The sequence below is a fragment of the Pseudomonas sp. AC016 genome (genome assembly GCF_979253365.1).
Genome location: NZ_CEEDCC010000001.1, coordinates 974,279 through 992,654, shown reverse-complemented (window position 1 = coordinate 992,654; position 18,376 = coordinate 974,279). Strand labels below are relative to the sequence as shown.

Below are 18,376 nucleotides of genomic sequence, written 5' to 3'. Positions count from 1 at the left end.
TCTGGTGAAACGGCCTACGCTAACCGTAAAGTGATCATACGTTTGGCATCCTTGGTCATGTGTGACCAGCCATAAAGCAGTTGCCGGGGAGGCGTATCAATGGGCAAAAGACTCGATGCATGCCTGAGCGCCATCAATGAAGTGGTGCTGGGCAAGGAAGCACAGGTGCGTCTGGCGATGACCTGCCTGATTGGCGGCGGACATCTGCTGATCGAAGACTTGCCCGGCATGGGCAAAACCACACTCAGCCACGCACTGGCCAAGATTCTGGGCCTGAGCTATCAGCGCATCCAGTTCACGTCCGACCTGCTGCCGGGCGATATTCTTGGCACCTCGGTGTTTGATCGCGACACTGGACAATTCACCTTCCATCCGGGACCGATCTTCGCCGAGCTGGTGCTGGCAGACGAAATCAACCGCGCCACGCCCAAGAGCCAGAGCGCGCTGCTGGAGGCGATGGAAGAAGGGCAGGTGTCCATCGAAGGGGCGACCCGCCTGTTGCCGGATCCGTTTTTCGTGATCGCCACCCAGAACCCGTTCAGCTCCGGCGGCACGTTCGCCTTGCCCGAGTCGCAGCTGGACCGGTTCCTGATGCGTATTTCCATGGGCTATCCGGCCCGTGCTGCCGAGAAGGCGTTGCTGCTGGGCGAGTCGCGCCGTGAGCTGTTGCCGCGCCTGCAACCGATACTGGATCACGCCATGCTCGGTCAGTTGCAGGCCGAAGCGCGTCAGGTTCGCGCCAGCGATGCGCTGGTCGATTATGTGCTGCGTCTGGTGGATGCGACCCGCAGTCAGCCGCAGTTCGCTTACGGCCTGTCGCCACGCGCCAGTCTGGCGATTCTGGCGGCGGCGCGCGCCTGGGCCATGTTGACGGGCCGTGATTATGTGATCCCGGAGGACGTGCAGTCAGTGCTGCCGTCGGTGGTGGGGCATCGCCTGCGTGAACGCACCGATCCGACCGGTCATGGTGGCGGGGCACTGGTGCAATGGCTGTTGCGTGAGGTGCCGGTGCTTTGATTCCGCCGCTCAAACCGTTCTGGCAACGCTGGCTGGCGAGACGCATTCCTGCGGCGTCGCGCATCGTGCTCGATCATCGACGCATCTTCATCCTGCCGACGCGCACGGGCGTGACCTTCATGGTCGTGCTGGTCCTGATGCTGCTTGTTGCAATCAACTATCAGAACAGCCTGGCTTACGGCCTGACCTTCCTGCTGTTGTCGGTCGGAGTGCTGGCGATTCTGCATACCTACCGCAACCTGAGCGGGCTGATCCTCAGTGCCGGACCGGCCCGCTCGGTGTTTGTCGGCGAGGCCGTGCAGTTGCGTCTGCGCCTTGAAAGCGCCAGTCATGCCCATCAGGCGCTTGGGCTGGGCTGGGAGGCGGGCAGTCTGCAACATGGCGACGTCAGCGCCCAGGGGCTGAGCGAGGTCGAGTTGACACTGTCTGCTGAGCGTCGAGGCTGGCTGCGTGCGCCTCGGCTGCGGGTGGAAAGTGTGTTTCCGCTGGGTGTCTTTCGTGCCTGGACCTGGCTGGATCTGGAGCAGACGGCACTCATCTATCCGCGTCCGTTGGCTGGCACCATGCCGTTGCTGAATGGCGTGCAGCCCCATGCAGAAGATGACGGCCACGCGACTCAGGGCGCAGGCGTGGATGACTATCAGGGGTTGCGCAGCTATCAGCCGGGCGACAATCGTGGACGGCTGCACTGGAAAGCCTATTCGCGAGGGCAGGGCCTGCTGGTCAAGGAGTTCACTGATCTGAGCGGGCATGAGCTGTGTCTGGATTTTCTGGCGTTGGGCGGCAATATCGAAGAGCGTCTGTCGCGCCTGTGTTACTGGGTGCTGGAACTCTCTGAGCGTCGCCAGCCGTTTGCGTTGCGCCTGCCAGGCTTTTTGTCCGGCGTGGACGTCGGCGATGCGCATCGGGAAGCCTGCCTGCGTGCGCTGGCCTTGTACGGGCAACGGCCATGACGGCCAAAACGGTGGTGAGCCAGCCGATTCCCCGGGTCAGCCTGACTTGGCTGTTGCTGGCGCAGGCCCTGGTCGTGGTGCCGTTTGCACTGCACGTACCGGCTTCGATCATGGTGCTGTGGCTGGGCTGCAGCCTCTGGCGGGTCCAGGCGTTTCGCATGCGCGTGCGTTTGCCGGGCACCTGGGTCAAGTCAGGATTGCTGGTCGGCACAGCTGGAGGGGTGTATCTGGCGCGTGGCAGTCTGGTGGGGCTGGATGCAGGCGCGGCGCTGCTGGTGGCGGCATTTGTGCTGAAGATGCTGGAAATGAATACGCACCGCGATGCGCGCGTACTGATCTTTCTCGGTTTCTTCTGCGTGGCGGTTGGCTATCTGTTCGAAGATAACCTGCTGTGGGCGCTGTTCAGCCTGCTGCCGATCGGTGCGCTGCTGGCGGCCCTGATCGGCCTGCAGCAATCGGATCTGGCGAGCAAGCCTTCGGGCACCCTGAAGCTGGCGTTCAAGCTGATGGCGCAAGCCGTGCCGCTGATGATTCTGTTGTTTCTGTTCTTTCCACGTCTGGATCCGCTCTGGTCGCTGCCGCAGCCCAGCAACAAAGGGGTGACCGGGCTTTCCGACAACATGGCTCCCGGCGACATGGCCGAGCTGAGCCGCTCGCCTGCGCTGGTGTTTCGCGCCAGTTTCGAAGGGCCTATCCCTGCGCGAAATCAACTGTACTGGCGCGGTCTGACATTGGAGCAGTTCGACGGCCGACGCTGGTCACAGTCGGCACGCGCCCAGACCGTGCAGGTGCCGCAATGGCTGAAGCGCGGTGAACCGGTGGCCTACAGCGTCGTCATGGAGGCCAGCGGCCGGCCCTGGCTGCCTAGTCTGGACATTGGCGAAACCCCGCTGCCTGACGTGCGCCAGATGAGTGACTTTCGTTTGCAGCGCAGGCGCCCGGTCGAGCAGTCGTTGTTGTACAGCGTCACTTCATGGCCGGACAGCGTGCGCGATTCGCAGCTCAGCGAGCAGATTCAGCGCCAGGACCTGCAACTGCCTGCCAAAGGCAACCCGCAGGCCAGGCAATGGGCCGAAGAGCTGCGACGTCGTTACGCCAGGCCCGATGAGCGGGTACAGGCCATGCTGAGGTACTTTGCCGACCAGCCGTTTCACTACACCCTCAAGCCCGATTCGCTGGGCAACGACAGCATCGACGAATTCCTGTTTGCCAGCCGCCGGGGCTTTTGCGCTCATTACGCCGGGGCGATGACCTTCGTGCTGCGTTCAGCCGGGATTCCCGCGCGCGTGGTGGCGGGGTATCAGGGCGGCGAACTCAATCCCGAGGGGCAGTACCTGACCGTGCGCCAGTTCGACGCGCATGCCTGGGTCGAATACTGGCAGCCGGACGTTGGCTGGCGCAGTGTCGATCCGACCGCTGCGGTCGCCCCGCAGCGCATCGAGCAGGGACTGGAGCAGGCGCTGGCCGCTGATGAGGACTTTCTTCAGGACTCGCCCATGTCTGCACTGCGCTATCGACACGTCCCCTGGATCAACGCCATGCGCCTGAGCTGGGACAACCTCAATTACGGCTGGCAACGCTGGGTGCTGGGTTATCAGGGCCAGCAGCAGTTGCAGGTACTGAGCCGCTGGTTCTCGGGTTTCCAGGCACCGGTGTTCGTCGCCGGGATCGCGCTTTCTCTGGGGCTGGTTGCCTTGTGGCTGTTCAAACCGTGGCAGCGGGAAAGCGATTCGCAGCTGCGATTGTTCAATGCCTTTGAACGCTTGCTGGCTCGCCATGGTCTGCGTCGTATGCCGGGCGAAGGTGCCGAGGCGTTCGGTGCGCGTGCGGCGCTGTTTCTGCCGCAGCACGCCGAGGCCATCGGCGCCTTCATCGATGAGTTCCAGGCGCAGCGCTATGCTGGACATTCGGGTTCTGCAAGCCATTTGCGAAGCCGTCTCAGAGCTTTGCGTCGTCGTTTGCAGTGGCGATTCTCGTCGTCCCGAAACAGTCATTCTTGAATTTTTAAGGGGGAATTGCATGTCTTCAATGGTGGATCATCTGGTCGCTGAAATTCTGGCGCTGGACGTCAAACTGCTTGCCTGTCAGGCACGCCTGGCCGTCTCGACCGACAGTGAAGCGCTGCATGATCTGCGCACCACCGTGCGCCGTCTTCGGAGTGTGTTGAGGCCGCTGCGCGAGTTTTCCGGGGTTACGCAGCTGGAAGAAGCCGCCAAGGCAGTGGGCCAGTTGACCACGCCGTTGCGTGACATGCAGGTCCTGGCTGCATTCCTCGACAAGCAGGGCCTCAGCGACGCCGCCCGTAAACGTCACGATCATCTGAGCAGCGCCTGCCCGCGTGTGGCGAAGTCCAGCGAATTGACCCGGCTGCTGACCTTGATCGACCAGTTTCCGACGATGTTGCGCATGCAGCAACGCCAGGGCCTGTTACGCGGTCTGCGCAAGACCATCGAGAAACGCATGGACAAACAGTGGCGCAAACTGCGCACGGCGATTGCCGAGCCCGATCATGATCGCCACGACCTGCGCCTGTTGATCAAGCGTGTGCGTTACGCCGCCGAAGCGTACCCGGAACTGAGCCATCAACCCAAGAACATGCAGTCGCGTCTCAAGTCGGCACAGAGCGAACTGGGTGACTGGCATGACCATCTGCAATGGCTCGCGCAGGCTGGCGAACAACCTGATCTGGCGCCGTGCATTGCCGGTTGGCAGATCGGGATCGTGCGTGCCGAACGCAAGGCCGAGGCATCGCTGAAGCGTCTGGCGAAAGCCTGTTTCTGAACGCTGGCTTTGTGAAGTCTTTTCCTACGGCAAGCAGGTCATTCAGGCCGCAATAATGGCCGATATGTAGCATGTCAGTGAGGGAGGGGATGAGTACCATCATCCCTACTCACATCGAATCCCGCAGGGACGCCCATGACCTTCTCCGAATTGATCGCCTCAGTACGTGACAACCCCGGTTCCGTCACCATTCCTGCCGAATGGTCCCAGGGCCGGGCCTGCTTTGGCGGTCTCATGGCGGCGTTGAACTACGAGGCCATGCGCGCCCAGGTGCCGGAAGGGCGACCGGTGCGTTCACTGGCCATCACCTTTGTCGGTCCTGCAGAGCCTGGCGTGCCGATCTCGTTCGAAGTCGAAATCCTGCGTCACGGCAAGGCGGTGAGTCAGGTGCTCGGTCGCGCTGTACAGAACGGTCAGGTGATGACGTTGATGCAAGGCAGTTTCGGTGCTTCACGGGAGTCGATGATCTCGGTCAAGGCAGACGCTGCGCCCGACCTCAAACCGGTCGACGCATGCCCCGAGCTGCCCTTTGTCAGCGGCATCATGCCGGAGTATCTGCGCTTCATGGAGATTCGCTGGGCGCTGGGTGGTCTGCCGTTCAGCAACACGCCGTCACCCGCCGTTGGCGGTTACGCACGCTTCAGGGACACCTCGCAATCGGAGCCGATGACCGAAGCGCATATTTTGGCGCTGGTCGATACCTGGCCGCCTGCGGTACTGCCGCACCTGAACAGACCTGCGCCCGGCAGCTCGCTGACCTGGACCATCGAGTTCGTGCAGCCACAGCCAGCGCTCGACACCTTGCAGTGGTGCAGCTACCGCGCGGTGATCGAACATGCGCGTGACGGCTACGGGCACACCGCTGCCGCGATGTGGACACCTGAGGGTGAGTTGATCGCGATCAGCCGTCAGACGGTGACGGTGTTTGGCTGACTGGCAGGGTCAGACGATGCAGGCCGTCTGTTATCAAGAAACCTGTAACTTACTGAAGAAAAGCGATTTTTGTAGGAGCGCGCTTGCCCGCGATGGCGCCAGTTCAGTCGCTGACTTACTGTCTGTAAGATCCTGTCGCCGGCAAGCGCGCTCCTATGGTCTGTGTTTGCTGCGCGACATCGCTGTGTCAAAGCGCTTTCAGCCTAGCGCCGATGCCGCTCCTTCCAGGCCCGCCACCATGCACCACTGAGCACGAAGCGCGGGAAGGTCACGAATTGCTCGACCAGCAGGCGTTTGACCGCGTCGCTGCGATCACTGAACGGTTCAGGTGACTGCTGTTCCAGCGTGTGGCCGTGACGCTGAAAAGCCAGCGCCGCAATCAGTCCGATCACGCCGATGGCAATCGATGAAATGCTGAGTGAAAACAGCCCGTCAACGATCAACAGCGCTGCCAGGATGAACAGGGGGACGGCTATCAGGTGCAACACCAGATTCGCCGGATGCCGATGATTGTCTGCGTAACCGCGCCACTGCCATGTGTGTAAATTGGGAAGTCGCTTGCCCATACTGCTGTCCTCTTCAATGCATTCAACGCATGTTTCAATGCATGAAGAATAGGTCCGACCCCGACAGGCCGCGAGTCAAGCCTGACTATCGGTGTGATAGCGTTTACAGACAACCGCTTACAGCTTGAGCTGGCCGATGGCGGTGTTCAGTTCGCCCGCCAGTATCGCGAGTTCGTCACTGGTATTGGCCGAGTCCACGGTCTGGGTCACGGTGCGTTCAGTCACGTCGCGAATGCTCACCACCGCCCGGTTCATCTCTTCTGCAACCTGACTCTGTTGCTGAGCGGCCACTGCGATCTGCGTATTGCTTTCACGCATCTGCGCCACGGCACCCGCAATCGCCGCCAACGCTTCACCCGCTTCACGAGCCTGCTGCACGCATTCATCAGCCTTGTACGAGCTGTCCTGCATGAAATCCACCGCGTCGCGTGTACCGCTTTGCAGGGCTGAAACCATGGTGGTGATTTCGTCGGTGGACGTCTGTACACGCTTGGCAAGGTTGCGAACTTCGTCAGCGACCACGGCAAAGCCGCGTCCCATCTCACCGGCCCGCGCCGCTTCAATCGCGGCGTTGAGCGCCAGCAGGTTGGTCTGCTCGGCAATGCTATGGATCACATTGACCACGCCATTAATCTTCTGGCTGTCGGCGGCCATGCGCTGGATCATTTCGGCGGTCTGCTGCACGCCGCTGGACAGCCCGGCAATCGATACCTGCACCCGGTCCACCACCGCCTTGCCGCTGCCTGCCAGCGCATCGGCGGTCTGTGACTGATCACGCGTGGTGGTGGCGTGCTGAGCGATGTGGTGCACGGTGGCGGTCATCTCGTTGATGGCCGTGGCGACCTGATCGGTTTCGCTCTGCTGGCCCAGCATGCCGTGACGCACCTCGGTCATGCCGGACGCCAGGTGCGCAGCTCCCTGATCGAGCCGGATGGCGGTCTGCGACACTGTGGCAACCACACGCTGATACCCGGCCTGCAACGCATTGAACGCCTTGGCCATCTGCCCGACTTCGTCGTCACTGCGGTTGGGCACGCGTGCCGAAAGGTCACCGCTCTGTTCGACATGCAGCATGACGTCTTTCAGCGTGTTGAGCTGGCTGAGCAGAAAACGGATCAGTAACTGCGAAGCGCCCAGCATCACAATCATCAAGACAAACACGGCCAGGGCGTAGTGAGCAAAATGCTGTTCAAGTACATCGGTAAAGGTCGGCGCATGGATGAGCGCTGCGCCGCTGGCAGGCAGTGGTTGGGTAGCGGGCCATTGGGCGATCAGTTGGGCTGCGTTGTGCGCCGATTCCTGACTCGACTGCTGCTCCAGATGAACGGCGTACAGCACCAGCAGCAGGGTGGTGATGAACGCGACCGCGTTCACCGCCCAGAATTTGTACTTGAGTGACAGGTTGCCAAGCCATGAGCGCATGAGGGGTCTTCTTCGATGATCGGTAGAAATAGCAGCAAGGTGCTATCACTGTATTCCGGTCATCAAAGCGACCTTTGACGCGGATCAAGAAAGCTGCGGATTTTCGTCGGCGGCCTGTTCCACGACTGGCAAGCCAAAGAACTCACGGGCACACGCTGTGCTGTGACGCGCCAGATCCTCCTCGGACTCGCCTCGATGCAGCGCCACTTCACGCAGCACTTCGGGCAGATAGGCGGGTTCGTTGCGGCCGTTTTTCGGTTTGGGTCTCAGGCTGCGAGGCAGCAGATAAGGCGCGTCGCTTTCCAGCATCAGTCGGCCGCGGGGAATGTTACCCACCAGCGGGTGCAGATGGGTGCCACGGCGCTCGTCGCAGATCCAGCCAGTGATACCGATGTGCAGATCCAGGTCCAGATAGCTGAACAGCGCAGCCCGCTCGCCAGTGAAGCAATGCACCACCACCGCAGGTAAACGGTCGCGGTAATCGCGCAGGATTTCCAGCATTCGCTGATTGGCGTCGCGCTCGTGCAGGAACACCGGCAGTTGCAGTTCCACGGCCATGGCCAGGTGCGCTTCCAGCACTTTCTCCTGCTGCGGGCGAGGGGAGAAGTCGCGATTGAAATCCAGCCCGCATTCACCGACGGCACGCACGCGGTTTTCCTTGAGCAGGGCATGCAACTGTTTCTCGGTGTCGCCGGTCCAATCGCTCGCCGAGTGAGGGTGTATGCCTGCCGTGCAGAACAGTCGCTGCGCACTGTCGTCCAGTTCCAGACACAGCTGCAAGGCTTCTTCGCTGCCTTCGACGCTGGTGCCTGTCACCACGAGTTGATCAACGCCTGCAGCGTAGGCACGGTCGAGTACCGCCTGTCGCTGCGAAGCGAAGCTGGCGTTAGTCAGATTGACGCCAATGTCGATGAGTTGCATGGTGCTACCTCCAGCGCAAGGCTGCCGAGCATATCAGAGCTTCGGTAAAAACAAGAAAACGCTGGCTATTCAAACGGTTGAGCTCAAGGACTCGATGCTTTTCTTCAATGTTGATGCTGCTGCGTGACTTCCAGAGTTCCTTTTTCCTGTTACGGCGATGCCACTGGGGAATGAATGATCCGATCCGCGCTTGTGTCCATTGCCTGCCTTCTGCCGCTTCTGACGACCTTCTCGGGTGAAGTGTCTGCACGTCCGGTCACGTCTGCCGGGCCTGTGGTCGCTGCACCGCACGCGCCGCCCGTGCGTGATCTGGCCGCGATTCGCAGCAGCAAGGTGCTTCGGGTGCTGGTCAATCAGAGCCGGAACAGTTCCGGCGATGTGAAGGGGCAGGAAATCGGCGTCGAGTATCACCGGCTGGAAGCGTTCGAGCGCTACCTCAACAGCCACGCCCGCGACGGGCAGAAGGTCACGTTCAAGGTCATCCCCAAAGCCAAGAATCAACTGCTCAGCGCTCTGCAGCGCGGCGAAGGTGATCTGATCGCTCCCGGCGAGCTGCTGGATGTGAGCGATGCCAAGGGCGTTCAGGCCAGCACCCCTATCATTCATGACGTGCCGCTGGTGCTCGTTGGCCTGCGCGGTGATCGCAGCCTGCGGCGCGTGGAGCAATTGTCCGGTCGGACCCTGAGCCTGGCCACCGGCAGCGCTGCAGACGAAGCCCTGCATCAGGTCAATCGACAACTGGAGCTGCGCAAACTGCCGCCGGTGAAGATCGAATGGGTTGATCCCAGCCTGGCCGTGGAAGATGTGCTGGAGATGGTCCAGGCTGGCATCTACCCGATGACGCTGGTCGAGCAGCCGATTGCCGAGCGCTGGGCCGGGGTCATGCCCAAACTGCGTCTGGATCGTGGGCTTTCCCTGAAAACCCACGGCGATGTGAGCTGGTTCGTGCGCGACAACGCCACCATGCTGCGCGCCAGCATCGATGACTTCCTCAAGGACTACAAACCGTCCAACCGTCAGGATGTGGCCTTTGAAAAGGCTTACAAGAACATGTACCGGGTCAATAACCCGCTGGTGCGCGGTAACATTCAGCGCCTCGAACAGTTGCGCCCCATGCTGCAACGCCATGCCGATGCGCAGGGCATGGACTGGCTCGACCTGGCTGCGCTGGCGTTCAAGGAATCCAAGCTCGACCCGTCTGCGAAAGGCAGTGGTGGCGCGACGGGGCTGCTGCAGATTACGCCCTCGGCGGCCAAAAGCGTCGGTGTCTCGAATATCCAGAATGCCGATGACAATATTCGCGCCGGATCACGTTACATGGCCTCGATCAAGCGCAAGTATTTCTCTAGCCCCAGGGTCAACGAGCGTGAGCGCATGGCGTTTACCATGGCCGCGTACAACATGGGGCCGGAACGAGTCCAGAGTATGCGTGATGAGGCGCGCAAGCGCGGGCTCAATCCCAATCAATGGTTTTTCCAGACCGAGCGCATCGCGATGGAGCAGGGCGGTGCCAACGTCGTCGCCTTCGTCAACAGCGTCAACAAATACTACCTGGCCTTCGACCGTCAGCGGGATGCGCTGGAAAAGGAAGACTCAGGGAAATCAACGGTCAGGCGTTAATCGAACAATTCGATAGGTATGTGCCATTTATTGCCGTTTTAACATGAGTCATTTTGATTATGATGGCGCCACTCCCACTTAATCGACGATGGAACACACCCGCATGAACACCCTGATCAAATCCGTACTCACCACCCGCGCCGGTTATGGCCTGACCATCCTGCGTGTCATTGTCGGTATCGCTTTCATAGCCCACGGCAGCCAGAAACTGTTCGGCGCGTTTGGTGGCTATGGTCTGGAAGGCACCGCGCAGTACATGGAAAGCCTGGGCCTGACGCCCGGCTATTTGATGGCCCTGCTGTCCGGCGGTGCCGAGTTCTTCGGTGGTCTGGGTCTGCTGGTCGGCCTGCTGGCCCGCCCGGCTGCGGCATTAGTGACCGTGTTGCTGCTGGTGGCGATTTTCACCGTGCACATCGGCAACGGCTTCTTCATGGCCAACAATGGTTTTGAATATGCGCTCGCCTTGCTGGGTGGCGCGCTGGCTGTGTTGATCGAAGGCGCAGGCAAGCTGTCACTGGACCGCCTCATCGCGCGATAACCTCTGCCACTTCCAGACTGAAGGCCCACGTGAAAGTGGGCCTTTTGCGTTTCAGTAGGATTGTAGGGCAAGGTAATTGACAATGAAGGGCGGGCTTCTCTAGGATGCGTGCTCAAGCGCCGATTTAACAACTACTTGCGGGGCGCCTGACAAGGCTCGAACCTTGTCGAAATACCGCTAAAACGTTGGTTCGGTGTTGCCTCTCACCGCTGCCCAGCGGAGCTTTTGAGGCAGAGAAAAAACCATGAACAACCTGCGCCCGCTTCTTCGTCTGTCCCCTATCAGCACTGTGCTGACGCGCAAGAATCCGAAAATCCTTCTCGCCGGTTCCCATCAGCCGACGCTGCTGCGTTATCTGGACGGCTGGCCGCGTCGCCGTGGCGGCTCCTGTGCCTTTCTCATCCAGTTTGTCGACGCTCACCAGCCGCTCAGCCATTTCGCCAACGATCAGTTCGATCTGGCGGTGATCCAGTCTCCGGGCGCGGGGCAGGTCAAGCAGGTAATTCGTGACCTCACCCGGGTGGCCCGGCAGGGTTTGATCACCTTCGGTTGAGAAGGCATTATGCTGGCCCCCACCGAATCGCCCGACAGGCAGAATCGCCGCCTTATCAAAGGATTAGGTGTGGTGTCTGCATGCGATTGGTTTATTGTGCTCTGGCTTGCCTGACGCTGTCGGGCGTTGCATTGTCTGCCCAGGCCCGAAACGCTACTGAAGGCGAACGTTACCTCTGTCGCTGGGGTTCAACCATTGCGAGTGGTGCGCAAGCGGCGAAGCTTTCAGGCGTCACCCGCTATGGTGCGCGGCAGAAGCTTCAGGCGCGCAAATTCACTAAACAGTGGATGCGTCCGATGGCGCTGGGTATTACCGAGCAGACTTACGACAGCGACTCGCGTCTCAAGCCCGACAGCGTCAGGCAGATTTATTACGACGGCTGCATCCGCCACGAGGTGGCGCGCCGATGAAGCCATGACCCCTGTCGCGTTGATGTTTGTGTTGATGGAGGAACGTCTTGAGTACAAAGATCATCACCAAACAGGGGCATGATGCCCTTAAAAAAGAACTCGACTATCTCTGGCGCGAACATCGCCCGGACATCACCCAGAAGGTGGCCTGGGCGGCCTCTCTGGGGGATCGCAGCGAAAATGCGGACTATCAGTACAACAAGAAGCTGCTGCGCGAAATCGACCGTCGCGTGCGCTACCTGCGCAAGCGTCTGGAAGACATGCGCGTGGTGCAGTACTCGCCCGAGCAGGAAGGGCGGGTGTTCTTCGGTGCCTGGGTGGAGATCGAGAACGAAGACGGCGACCTGAAGAAATTTCGCATCGTGGGCTACGACGAGATTTATGGTCGCAACGACTATATCTCCATCGACTCGCCGATGGCGCGTGCCCTCTTGAAGAAGGAAGAGGGCGACGAAGTGATCGTCAACACGCCCGAGGGCGAGAAGCTGTGGTTCGTGAACAGCATTGTTTATGAGCAGTGAGGACAGCATCCCGCTCACGAAGACGCTGCGGGATCTTTTCAAGCAACACGTCTCTTTCTGAAGAAACACAATTCGTGGGAGGCGGCTTGCCGGCGATTGGGTTTTTCAGGCGCTATTTCAGCGACTGAATTGACGCCGTCGCCGGCAAGCCGCCTCTTATCAAACAACCCATAAGTCACTGAAGAAATTGGGTTTTGTGGGAGCGGACCGGGCGGCGTTCCGTTTGTCCGCGAAAAGGCCGGTACATCCGACGCATATGCAGTGGCTGAAATACTGCATTCGCGGACAAGTCCGCTCCCACCAAGTTTGCTGCGCGACAGCGCTACGTCGAAGACGTAGTGGCGCCTCCCACGGTGTTTACTGCGTTCACGCTTGCAATCAACCCTCCCGCAAAACGGTCAACGGACTGGCATTCAGCGCACGGCGTGTGCCGAACACACCGGCACCGCCCACCAGCAGTGCGCCAATCAGCGGCAGCAGCAACAGCCACGGATGTGGGCTCCATTCCAGCGAGAAGGCATAGCGGTACAGCACAAAGCTCACCAGCTCACAGCCCAGCGCCGCCAGCAGTCCGCTCGCAGCGCCCAGCAGGCCGAACTCGATCCTGCGGGACTTGATCAGCATTGCCCGCTCTGCACCCAGAGCACGCAGCAGCGCGCCTTGGCGGATGCGCTCATCCAGCGTCGCCTGCAAGCCCGAGAACAGCACGGCAACACCGGCTGCCAGTACAAACAGCAAGACGAACTGCACGGCCAGCGTGACCTGATCGAGTATGCTGCGCACCTGCTCCAGCAAGGCTTCCACGCCCAGGATGCTGATGGCCGGGAAGGCCCGCGACAGCTCGACGATCTGCTTGTCCTGACCCTTGGGCAGGTAAAAACTGGTCAGGTAAGTGGTCGGCAGATCGGCCAGTGTGCCGGGCTGGAAGATCATGAAAAAGTTGGGCTGGAACGTATCCCAATTCACGTCTCGCAGGCTGGTGACGACGGCTTCGCGGGTCAGACCGCCAACGATGAAGCTCAGGCGATCCCCCAGCTTGATCTGCAGGCTCTCGGCGAGTTTGGTTTCGATTGAGACGCCGGGCGTGGTATCGGCCTGACCGGTTGCGGGCAGGTCTTTCCACCATTGTCCGGCGGTCAGCGTGTTGCCTTCAGGCAAGTCGGCAGCCCAGGTCAGGCTCAGGTCGCGCCGTGTGGCGTTCTCGCCGCGTGAGTCCTTGGTGACGAAATTGCCCACCGGCTCGCCATTGATGCTGGTCAGGCGTCCCGGCACCACCGGATACAGTGGCGCCGAGTGAGTGGACAGCTTGCTCATGGCCTGGGCGAAGTTCTCTTTCTCCGAAGGCAGCACATTGAGCACGAAATAGTTCGGCGCATCCTTGGGCAGCTGATTTTGCCAAGTGTCTAGCAATTCGCCACGCAGCAGCGCGATCAAACCCATCGACAGCAGAATCAGGCCGAAGGCCAGCGATTGACCGGCAGCGGCCAGCGGATAACGCAGCAGTTGGCCCAGACCCAGGCGCCACGGCAGCGACGCCCCGGACAATAGACGGCGCAGGCTCTTGAGGCCCAACAGCAACAGGCTGCCGAGCACCAGCGCCGCGACGATGCCGCCACCCAGCAGGGCGAAGGTCAGGACCAGATCCAGGCTCAGGCGCCACATGATCAGGCCCAGCGCCAATAGCGCGGCACCATACACCAGCCACGAACTGGCAGGGATGGGCAGCATGTCCCGGCGTAATACACGCAACGGCGGAACGCGACCCAGCGCCGCCAGCGGCGGCAAGGCAAAACCGGCCAGTGCGACCAGACCTGTACCCATGCCAGCCAGCGCGGGCAGCAAGCCGCCCGGCGGCACGGTTGCAGGCAAGAGATTTTGCAGCAGCGCAAACAACCCCAGTTGCGCCAGCCAGCCAAGCATTGCACCGCTCAGGCTCGCCAGCAGGCCTATGATTGCCAGTTGCAGGCTGAACAACGCCATCGCTTCGCCTCGCGACAGACCCATGCAACGCAGCAGGGCGCTGGCGTCGAAGCGTCGTGCGGCGAAGCGTGATGCCGACAACGCGACCGCAACACCCGCCAGCAGTACAGCGACCAGACTGGCCATGTTCAGATAGCGTTCGGCCTTGCCCAGCGCGCCGCCAATCTGCTGGCTGCCGTCGCGGGCATCCTTGATTTCCTGATGCGGTTCCAGACCCGGCTCAATGGCCTTGCGATAGGCGGCGAGCGTTTCCGGCGGACCGCTCCACATTTCCCGATAAGTGACCCGACTGCCCGGCTGCACTACGCCTGTGGCGGCAAGGTCCTGCAGGTTGATCATTACCCGTGGGGTGAGACTGTAGAAATTGCCAGCGCGGTCGGGCTCGTAGGTAAGCACACGGGTCAGTTTCAAGGTCTTGGCACCGACGTCGATGTCGTCGCCAATCTTCAGGTTCACGGCAGGAAACAGCCGGGCCTCGGCCCAGGCTTCACCGGGTTTCGGTCCGCTGCCTGCCTCTTCGGTCTGGTACAGCTCGGAGGCGCTTTTCAGCTCGCCGCGCAAGGGGTAGGCATTGTCCACCGCCTTGATGCTCGACAGCTGGATACCAGCGTCTGTGGCGATGACGCTGGAGAAGATCACGATCTGTGCATGCTTGAGTTGCAGCCGCTCGCCTTCCTGAACCTGTTCCGGGCGGGCAGGGCTTGAGCCTTCCAGAATCAGATCGGCCCCCAGGAATTCGGTAGCGCGTAGCAGCATTGCGCCGTTCAGGCGTGCACCGAAATAGCCGATGGCAGTGCTGGCGGCCACGGCCACCAGCAAGGCAAAAAACAACACCCGCAATTCGCCTGCGCGGGCATCGCGCAACAATTGGCGGGCAGCGAGGCTCAGCAGACGAACAAAAGGCAGGCGTGCCATCAAGGCTCCAGCGGGGCGACCAGGCGGCCCCCTTCAAGACGGATCAGGCGTCGGCAGCGATGGGCCAGACGCTCGTCGTGGGTGACCAGCACCAACGTCGTGTTGCGTTCCTTGTTCAGCTCGAACAGCAGATCGCTGATGCGCTCGCCCGTGTGACTGTCCAGGTTGCCGGTGGGTTCGTCGGCGAACAGCACGTCGGGATGGGCAGCAAAAGCACGGGCGATGGCCACGCGCTGCTGTTCGCCGCCGGACAGCTGGCGCGGGGTGTGGGTCAGGCGTTGGCCCAGACCAACCCGCTGCAGCAGATCGCGTGCCTGCTCACGGGCGTCGCGGCGGCCTTCCAGTTCCATAGGCAGCATGACGTTTTCCAGCGCGTTGAGGCTGTCTAGCAGCTGGAACGACTGGAAGACAAAACCGACGTGCTCGGCGCGTACCCGGGCGCGCTGGTCTTCATCCAGCTCACTCAGGTTGCGACCGGCGAGGATGACGGAACCGGCGCTGGGCAGGTCCAGGCCCGCGAGCAGGCCGAGCAGCGTGGATTTGCCCGAACCCGATGAGCCGACGATGGCCAGTGTGTCGCCCTTGTTTAGTTCCAGGGAGAGTTCGTGCAGGATAGTCAGGTCACCTTCGGTGCTGGGGACCACTTTACTGAGGCTTTGGGCACTGAGAATACTTTCACTCATGGAGAATCCGATGCGTGCGTGGTTTTTAAGTGCTGGCCTGGGGTTGCTGCTGCTGTCACAGGGCGCAGTGGCGGGCACGGTGTTGATCGTTGGGGATAGTATCAGCGCGGCTTTCGGCCTGGATACCCGGGTGGGGTGGGTCAGCCTGCTCGAACAGCGCCTCAAGGAACAGGGTTTCGACGATAAGGTGATCAATGCATCGATCAGTGGCGACACCAGTGCCGGAGGCCAGGCGCGGCTGCCTGCGCTGCTTGCAGAGCATAAGCCTGAGCTGGTTATTCTCGAACTGGGTGGAAACGACGGCCTGCGTGGCCAGTTGCCCGCTCAATTGCAACAAAACCTTTCGTCGATGATCGACAGCTCTCGCGCAGCCGGTGCGAAGGTGCTGTTGTTGGGTATGCGCATCCCGCCCAACTATGGCCCGCGCTATACCAAGGCCTTCGAAGAGGTCTACAGCAATCTGGCCGAAGAGAAAAAGGTCCCGTTTGTACCCTTCTTTCTGGAGGGCGTCGGGGGTGTTCCGCAGTTGATGCAGGCCGATGGTCTTCATCCCGCAGCCGCTGCGCAGGGAAAACTGCTGGAAAATGTCTGGCCGACGCTGAAACCGCTGCTTTGAGGCTTTTCCAGGCGGGAGCTTTCGGCTAATGTGGCGCCCCCGATCTGGAGCCCTCCATGCCGCGTCCCGCCTGGTCCCTGTATGCCTACCAAATGCTTGAGCCTGATGAACAGCTGGATCTGTTCGCGTGCCAGGAAGTACGGGTGCATCTGATTGCTCGTCAACTGGAACTGGGCGGCTCGATCGACCGTACCTTGTGCGGCACTTTGCTGCCAGCTCAACCGCACATGACTGCTGTCGAAACCGATGCCCTGCGTGACGAACGTCTGTGCCCGCTGTGCAAGGCCATTCTCGACGCCCAGCGGCGCGGCATGAACCCGATCTGGCCTGAACTGTAACCTTGTCAGCGTGTTCACCCCTGCGGATCTCCCCGAATCGCCGGGTGCAGGTGTACACTTCGAATCTTTCCCATATCGCCGTTACTCGAAGGATCTTCCCGGATGTTGTCGCGCATTCCAGCCGTTGCCCGCTGTCTGTCACTTGCTGCTCTCTGCGCGGCGAGCTCCGTTCATGCACTGGAGTTTCCGTTGCCGCCACCCGGCGAGGACATTGTCGGGCAGGTGCAGGTCATCAAGGCCAAATACGAAGACACGTTCGCTGACATCGGCACCCAGTACGATCTGGGCTACTTGGAAATGATCGCGGCCAACCCCGGTGTCGATCCGTGGTTGCCGGGTGCAGGCAAGGACATCGTGCTGCCGACCCGTTTCATCCTGCCGCCGGGTCCGCGTGAAGGGATCGTCATCAACCTGGCCGAGTACCGCATGTATTACTACCCGAAAGGGCAGAACGTGGTGCACACCTATCCGCTGGGTGTAGGTCGTGAGGGCTGGGGTTCGCCCATCGGCGTCACCAAGGTGACGGCCAAGACTCCGAACCCGACATGGACGCCACCGGCATCGATCAAGGCCGAACACGCCGCCGATGGTGACCCGCTGCCCAACGTGGTTCCGGCAGGCCCGGACAACCCGCTGGGGCCGTTCAAGTTCGGGCTGGGCATGTCCGGTTACCTGATCCACGGTTCGAACAAGAAATTCGGTATCGGCATGCGCACCAGCCACGGCTGCTTCCGCATGTACAACAACAACGTGCTGGAACTGGCCGACATGGCACCCGTCGGCACTACCGTGCGCATTATCAGCGAGCCCTACAAGTTCGGTCTGAGCGGCGGCAAGGTTTACCTCGAAGCGCATACGCCTGTGGACGATCAGGGCAATCCGTCGGTGGTCGACAAGCACACGGCGGTCATCAACGCCTTGCTCAAGCGCGACGATCTGGCCAACAACCTGCGCATGAACTGGGATCTGGTGCGTGATGTGGTTGCGGCGGAAGACGGCATGCCGGTAGAGATCGCAGTGCCGGGTATGGCTCCTGCTGCGGCTGATGCGCCGGTGGTTTTTCAGTGATTTGTGAAAGATCTCACTTTTGATCGAGTCTGTCGCTTTGTATGAGCAATGCCACTTGGGACGCTAAGCGTCCCTAAAGCAACTTCGTTTCGAAGCACTCATCGCTATAAACAACTCATCTGACTCTCCAACCAATAAGGCAGCAGAGGTCCCGTGCTTTTTTCGCGGTAGTGCGCACACCGCCGATTGCGACTGGGTGAAGGCTGAGTTCTGGCGCTGATTCGGGGGGCAGCCGGCAGGGATGCCGGCTGAGCCGCACTGGGCCATGGATGGCCCATTTGCGGCGACCCCCGAATCAGTGTCAGGACGAAGGAACCCCGGCGAAGCCGGGGCCGCAACCGGAGCGAAGGAGTTTGCTTACTTTGCTCCGTCAAAGTGAGTCGCCGAGGGGCGAAAAGGTGACTTGAGACGTGCGCTCGGCTCACTGAGTCCGCAATCTGTGCCATTTGTGACGCGGAGCGTCACGAGAGGCATGCCCACGCAGAGCGATGGGCACGATCAGTGTAACGGCAGAATTGCGTACGCTGAGCGCACAGCCTCG

General features: G+C 61.0%; 18 protein-coding genes. 13 read left to right on the top strand and 5 right to left on the bottom strand.

Features of this window, described 5'->3' with window-relative positions; translation table 11 throughout:
- Positions 1-99: 99 nt before the first annotated feature.
- From AC0IXS_RS04395 to AC0IXS_RS04375, 5 genes are all read left to right on the top strand, one after another.
- Entirely contained in the window at positions 100-1,017 is a 918-nt protein-coding gene (locus tag AC0IXS_RS04395; RefSeq protein ID WP_004887712.1) for an AAA family ATPase, read from the top strand.
- Positions 1,014-1,970 carry a DUF58 domain-containing protein gene (locus AC0IXS_RS04390; RefSeq protein ID WP_122668886.1) on the top strand — a complete coding sequence of 319 codons (957 nt, stop codon included), beginning with the start codon at positions 1,014-1,016 and terminating at the stop codon, positions 1,968-1,970. Before AC0IXS_RS04395 ends, AC0IXS_RS04390 begins: the two co-directional genes overlap by 4 nt.
- The gene (locus tag AC0IXS_RS04385; protein WP_471823943.1) at positions 1,967-3,970 is read left to right on the top strand and encodes a transglutaminase TgpA family protein; all 2,004 of its coding nucleotides are present in this window, start codon (positions 1,967-1,969) and stop codon (positions 3,968-3,970) included. The genes AC0IXS_RS04390 and AC0IXS_RS04385 overlap by 4 nt, the downstream gene beginning before the upstream one ends.
- Before the next feature lie 19 nt (positions 3,971-3,989).
- Positions 3,990-4,751: a CHAD domain-containing protein gene (locus tag AC0IXS_RS04380; RefSeq protein ID WP_057408437.1), complete on the top strand. Its 762-nt coding sequence runs from the start codon at positions 3,990-3,992 to the stop codon at positions 4,749-4,751.
- A gap of 135 nt (positions 4,752-4,886) precedes the next feature.
- On the top strand, positions 4,887-5,684 hold the full coding sequence (locus AC0IXS_RS04375; protein WP_057408438.1) for an acyl-CoA thioesterase: 798 nt from the start codon (positions 4,887-4,889) through the stop codon (positions 5,682-5,684).
- A 203-nt stretch (positions 5,685-5,887) separates the two neighbouring features.
- On the opposite strand, the gene AC0IXS_RS04370 is transcribed toward AC0IXS_RS04375, so the two are convergent.
- The 3 genes from AC0IXS_RS04370 to AC0IXS_RS04360 form a co-directional block, all read right to left on the bottom strand.
- Positions 5,888-6,250 (bottom strand): Mpo1-like protein, encoded by a 363-nt coding sequence (locus tag AC0IXS_RS04370; protein WP_057408439.1) that lies wholly within the window; start codon positions 6,248-6,250, stop codon positions 5,888-5,890.
- Positions 6,251-6,367: 117 nt separating this feature from the next.
- The gene (locus tag AC0IXS_RS04365) at positions 6,368-7,672 is read right to left on the bottom strand and encodes a methyl-accepting chemotaxis protein (protein WP_471823940.1); all 1,305 of its coding nucleotides are present in this window, start codon (positions 7,670-7,672) and stop codon (positions 6,368-6,370) included.
- Positions 7,673-7,756: 84 nt separating this feature from the next.
- Positions 7,757-8,593, bottom strand: a complete 837-nt coding sequence (locus AC0IXS_RS04360) for a TatD family hydrolase (RefSeq protein ID WP_471823938.1) — start codon at positions 8,591-8,593, stop codon at positions 7,757-7,759.
- Between the two features lie 174 nt (positions 8,594-8,767).
- Here AC0IXS_RS04360 and AC0IXS_RS04355 point away from each other — a divergent pair, with 174 nt between their 5' ends.
- From AC0IXS_RS04355 to greB, 5 genes are all read left to right on the top strand, one after another.
- Positions 8,768-10,213, top strand: coding sequence for an MltF family protein (locus tag AC0IXS_RS04355; protein WP_471823936.1), 1,446 nt, complete (start codon positions 8,768-8,770; stop codon positions 10,211-10,213).
- A 103-nt stretch (positions 10,214-10,316) separates the two neighbouring features.
- Positions 10,317-10,751: a DoxX family protein gene (locus AC0IXS_RS04350; RefSeq protein WP_057408443.1), complete on the top strand. Its 435-nt coding sequence runs from the start codon at positions 10,317-10,319 to the stop codon at positions 10,749-10,751.
- 244 nt (positions 10,752-10,995) lie between these two features.
- Entirely contained in the window at positions 10,996-11,304 is a 309-nt protein-coding gene (locus AC0IXS_RS04345) for a hypothetical protein (protein ID WP_057408444.1), read from the top strand.
- Between the two features lie 80 nt (positions 11,305-11,384).
- Entirely contained in the window at positions 11,385-11,714 is a 330-nt protein-coding gene (locus tag AC0IXS_RS04340) for a hypothetical protein (RefSeq protein ID WP_004887736.1), read from the top strand.
- A gap of 47 nt (positions 11,715-11,761) precedes the next feature.
- Positions 11,762-12,235 (top strand): transcription elongation factor GreB, encoded by a 474-nt coding sequence (greB, locus tag AC0IXS_RS04335; RefSeq protein ID WP_004887737.1) that lies wholly within the window; start codon positions 11,762-11,764, stop codon positions 12,233-12,235.
- 378 nt (positions 12,236-12,613) lie between these two features.
- Here greB and AC0IXS_RS04330 read toward each other — a convergent pair whose 3' ends face one another.
- Positions 12,614-15,130: an ABC transporter permease gene (locus tag AC0IXS_RS04330; RefSeq protein ID WP_057411078.1), complete on the bottom strand. Its 2,517-nt coding sequence runs from the start codon at positions 15,128-15,130 to the stop codon at positions 12,614-12,616.
- Positions 15,130-15,813, bottom strand: a complete 684-nt coding sequence (locus AC0IXS_RS04325; RefSeq protein ID WP_004887741.1) for an ABC transporter ATP-binding protein — start codon at positions 15,811-15,813, stop codon at positions 15,130-15,132. Before AC0IXS_RS04325 ends, AC0IXS_RS04330 begins: the two co-directional genes overlap by 1 nt.
- A gap of 10 nt (positions 15,814-15,823) precedes the next feature.
- Here AC0IXS_RS04325 and AC0IXS_RS04320 point away from each other — a divergent pair, with 10 nt between their 5' ends.
- The 3 genes from AC0IXS_RS04320 (at position 15,824) to AC0IXS_RS04310 (ending at position 17,835) form a co-directional block, all read left to right on the top strand.
- Positions 15,824-16,429, top strand: a complete 606-nt coding sequence (locus AC0IXS_RS04320) for an arylesterase (protein WP_043306378.1) — start codon at positions 15,824-15,826, stop codon at positions 16,427-16,429.
- Positions 16,430-16,485: 56 nt separating this feature from the next.
- Positions 16,486-16,767 (top strand): hypothetical protein, encoded by a 282-nt coding sequence (locus AC0IXS_RS04315; protein WP_004887744.1) that lies wholly within the window; start codon positions 16,486-16,488, stop codon positions 16,765-16,767.
- Between the two features lie 102 nt (positions 16,768-16,869).
- Entirely contained in the window at positions 16,870-17,835 is a 966-nt protein-coding gene (locus AC0IXS_RS04310; protein ID WP_122668355.1) for a L,D-transpeptidase family protein, read from the top strand.
- Positions 17,836-18,376: the final 541 nt, after the last annotated feature.

Bases quoted from the DNA above. Each gene is read 5' to 3' on its own strand.
- AC0IXS_RS04360 (WP_471823938.1), bottom strand. From the start codon at position 8,593: ATGCAACTCATCGACATTGGCGTCAATCTGACTAACGCCAGCTTCGCT.
- AC0IXS_RS04320 (WP_043306378.1), top strand. From the start codon at position 15,824: ATGCGTGCGTGGTTTTTAAGTGCTGGCCTGGGGTTGCTGCTGCTGTCA.
- AC0IXS_RS04395 (WP_004887712.1), top strand. From the start codon at position 100: ATGGGCAAAAGACTCGATGCATGCCTGAGCGCCATCAATGAAGTGGTG.
- AC0IXS_RS04310 (WP_122668355.1), top strand. From the start codon at position 16,870: ATGTTGTCGCGCATTCCAGCCGTTGCCCGCTGTCTGTCACTTGCTGCT.
- AC0IXS_RS04365 (WP_471823940.1), bottom strand. From the start codon at position 7,672: ATGCGCTCATGGCTTGGCAACCTGTCACTCAAGTACAAATTCTGGGCG.
- AC0IXS_RS04345 (WP_057408444.1), top strand. From the start codon at position 10,996: ATGAACAACCTGCGCCCGCTTCTTCGTCTGTCCCCTATCAGCACTGTG.
- AC0IXS_RS04325 (WP_004887741.1), bottom strand. From the start codon at position 15,813: ATGAGTGAAAGTATTCTCAGTGCCCAAAGCCTCAGTAAAGTGGTCCCC.
- AC0IXS_RS04375 (WP_057408438.1), top strand. From the start codon at position 4,887: ATGACCTTCTCCGAATTGATCGCCTCAGTACGTGACAACCCCGGTTCC.
- AC0IXS_RS04380 (WP_057408437.1), top strand. From the start codon at position 3,990: ATGTCTTCAATGGTGGATCATCTGGTCGCTGAAATTCTGGCGCTGGAC.
- AC0IXS_RS04350 (WP_057408443.1), top strand. From the start codon at position 10,317: ATGAACACCCTGATCAAATCCGTACTCACCACCCGCGCCGGTTATGGC.
- AC0IXS_RS04340 (WP_004887736.1), top strand. From the start codon at position 11,385: ATGCGATTGGTTTATTGTGCTCTGGCTTGCCTGACGCTGTCGGGCGTT.
- AC0IXS_RS04370 (WP_057408439.1), bottom strand. From the start codon at position 6,250: ATGGGCAAGCGACTTCCCAATTTACACACATGGCAGTGGCGCGGTTAC.
- AC0IXS_RS04315 (WP_004887744.1), top strand. From the start codon at position 16,486: ATGCCGCGTCCCGCCTGGTCCCTGTATGCCTACCAAATGCTTGAGCCT.
- AC0IXS_RS04330 (WP_057411078.1), bottom strand. From the start codon at position 15,130: ATGGCACGCCTGCCTTTTGTTCGTCTGCTGAGCCTCGCTGCCCGCCAA.
- AC0IXS_RS04385 (WP_471823943.1), top strand. From the start codon at position 1,967: ATGACGGCCAAAACGGTGGTGAGCCAGCCGATTCCCCGGGTCAGCCTG.
- AC0IXS_RS04355 (WP_471823936.1), top strand. From the start codon at position 8,768: ATGATCCGATCCGCGCTTGTGTCCATTGCCTGCCTTCTGCCGCTTCTG.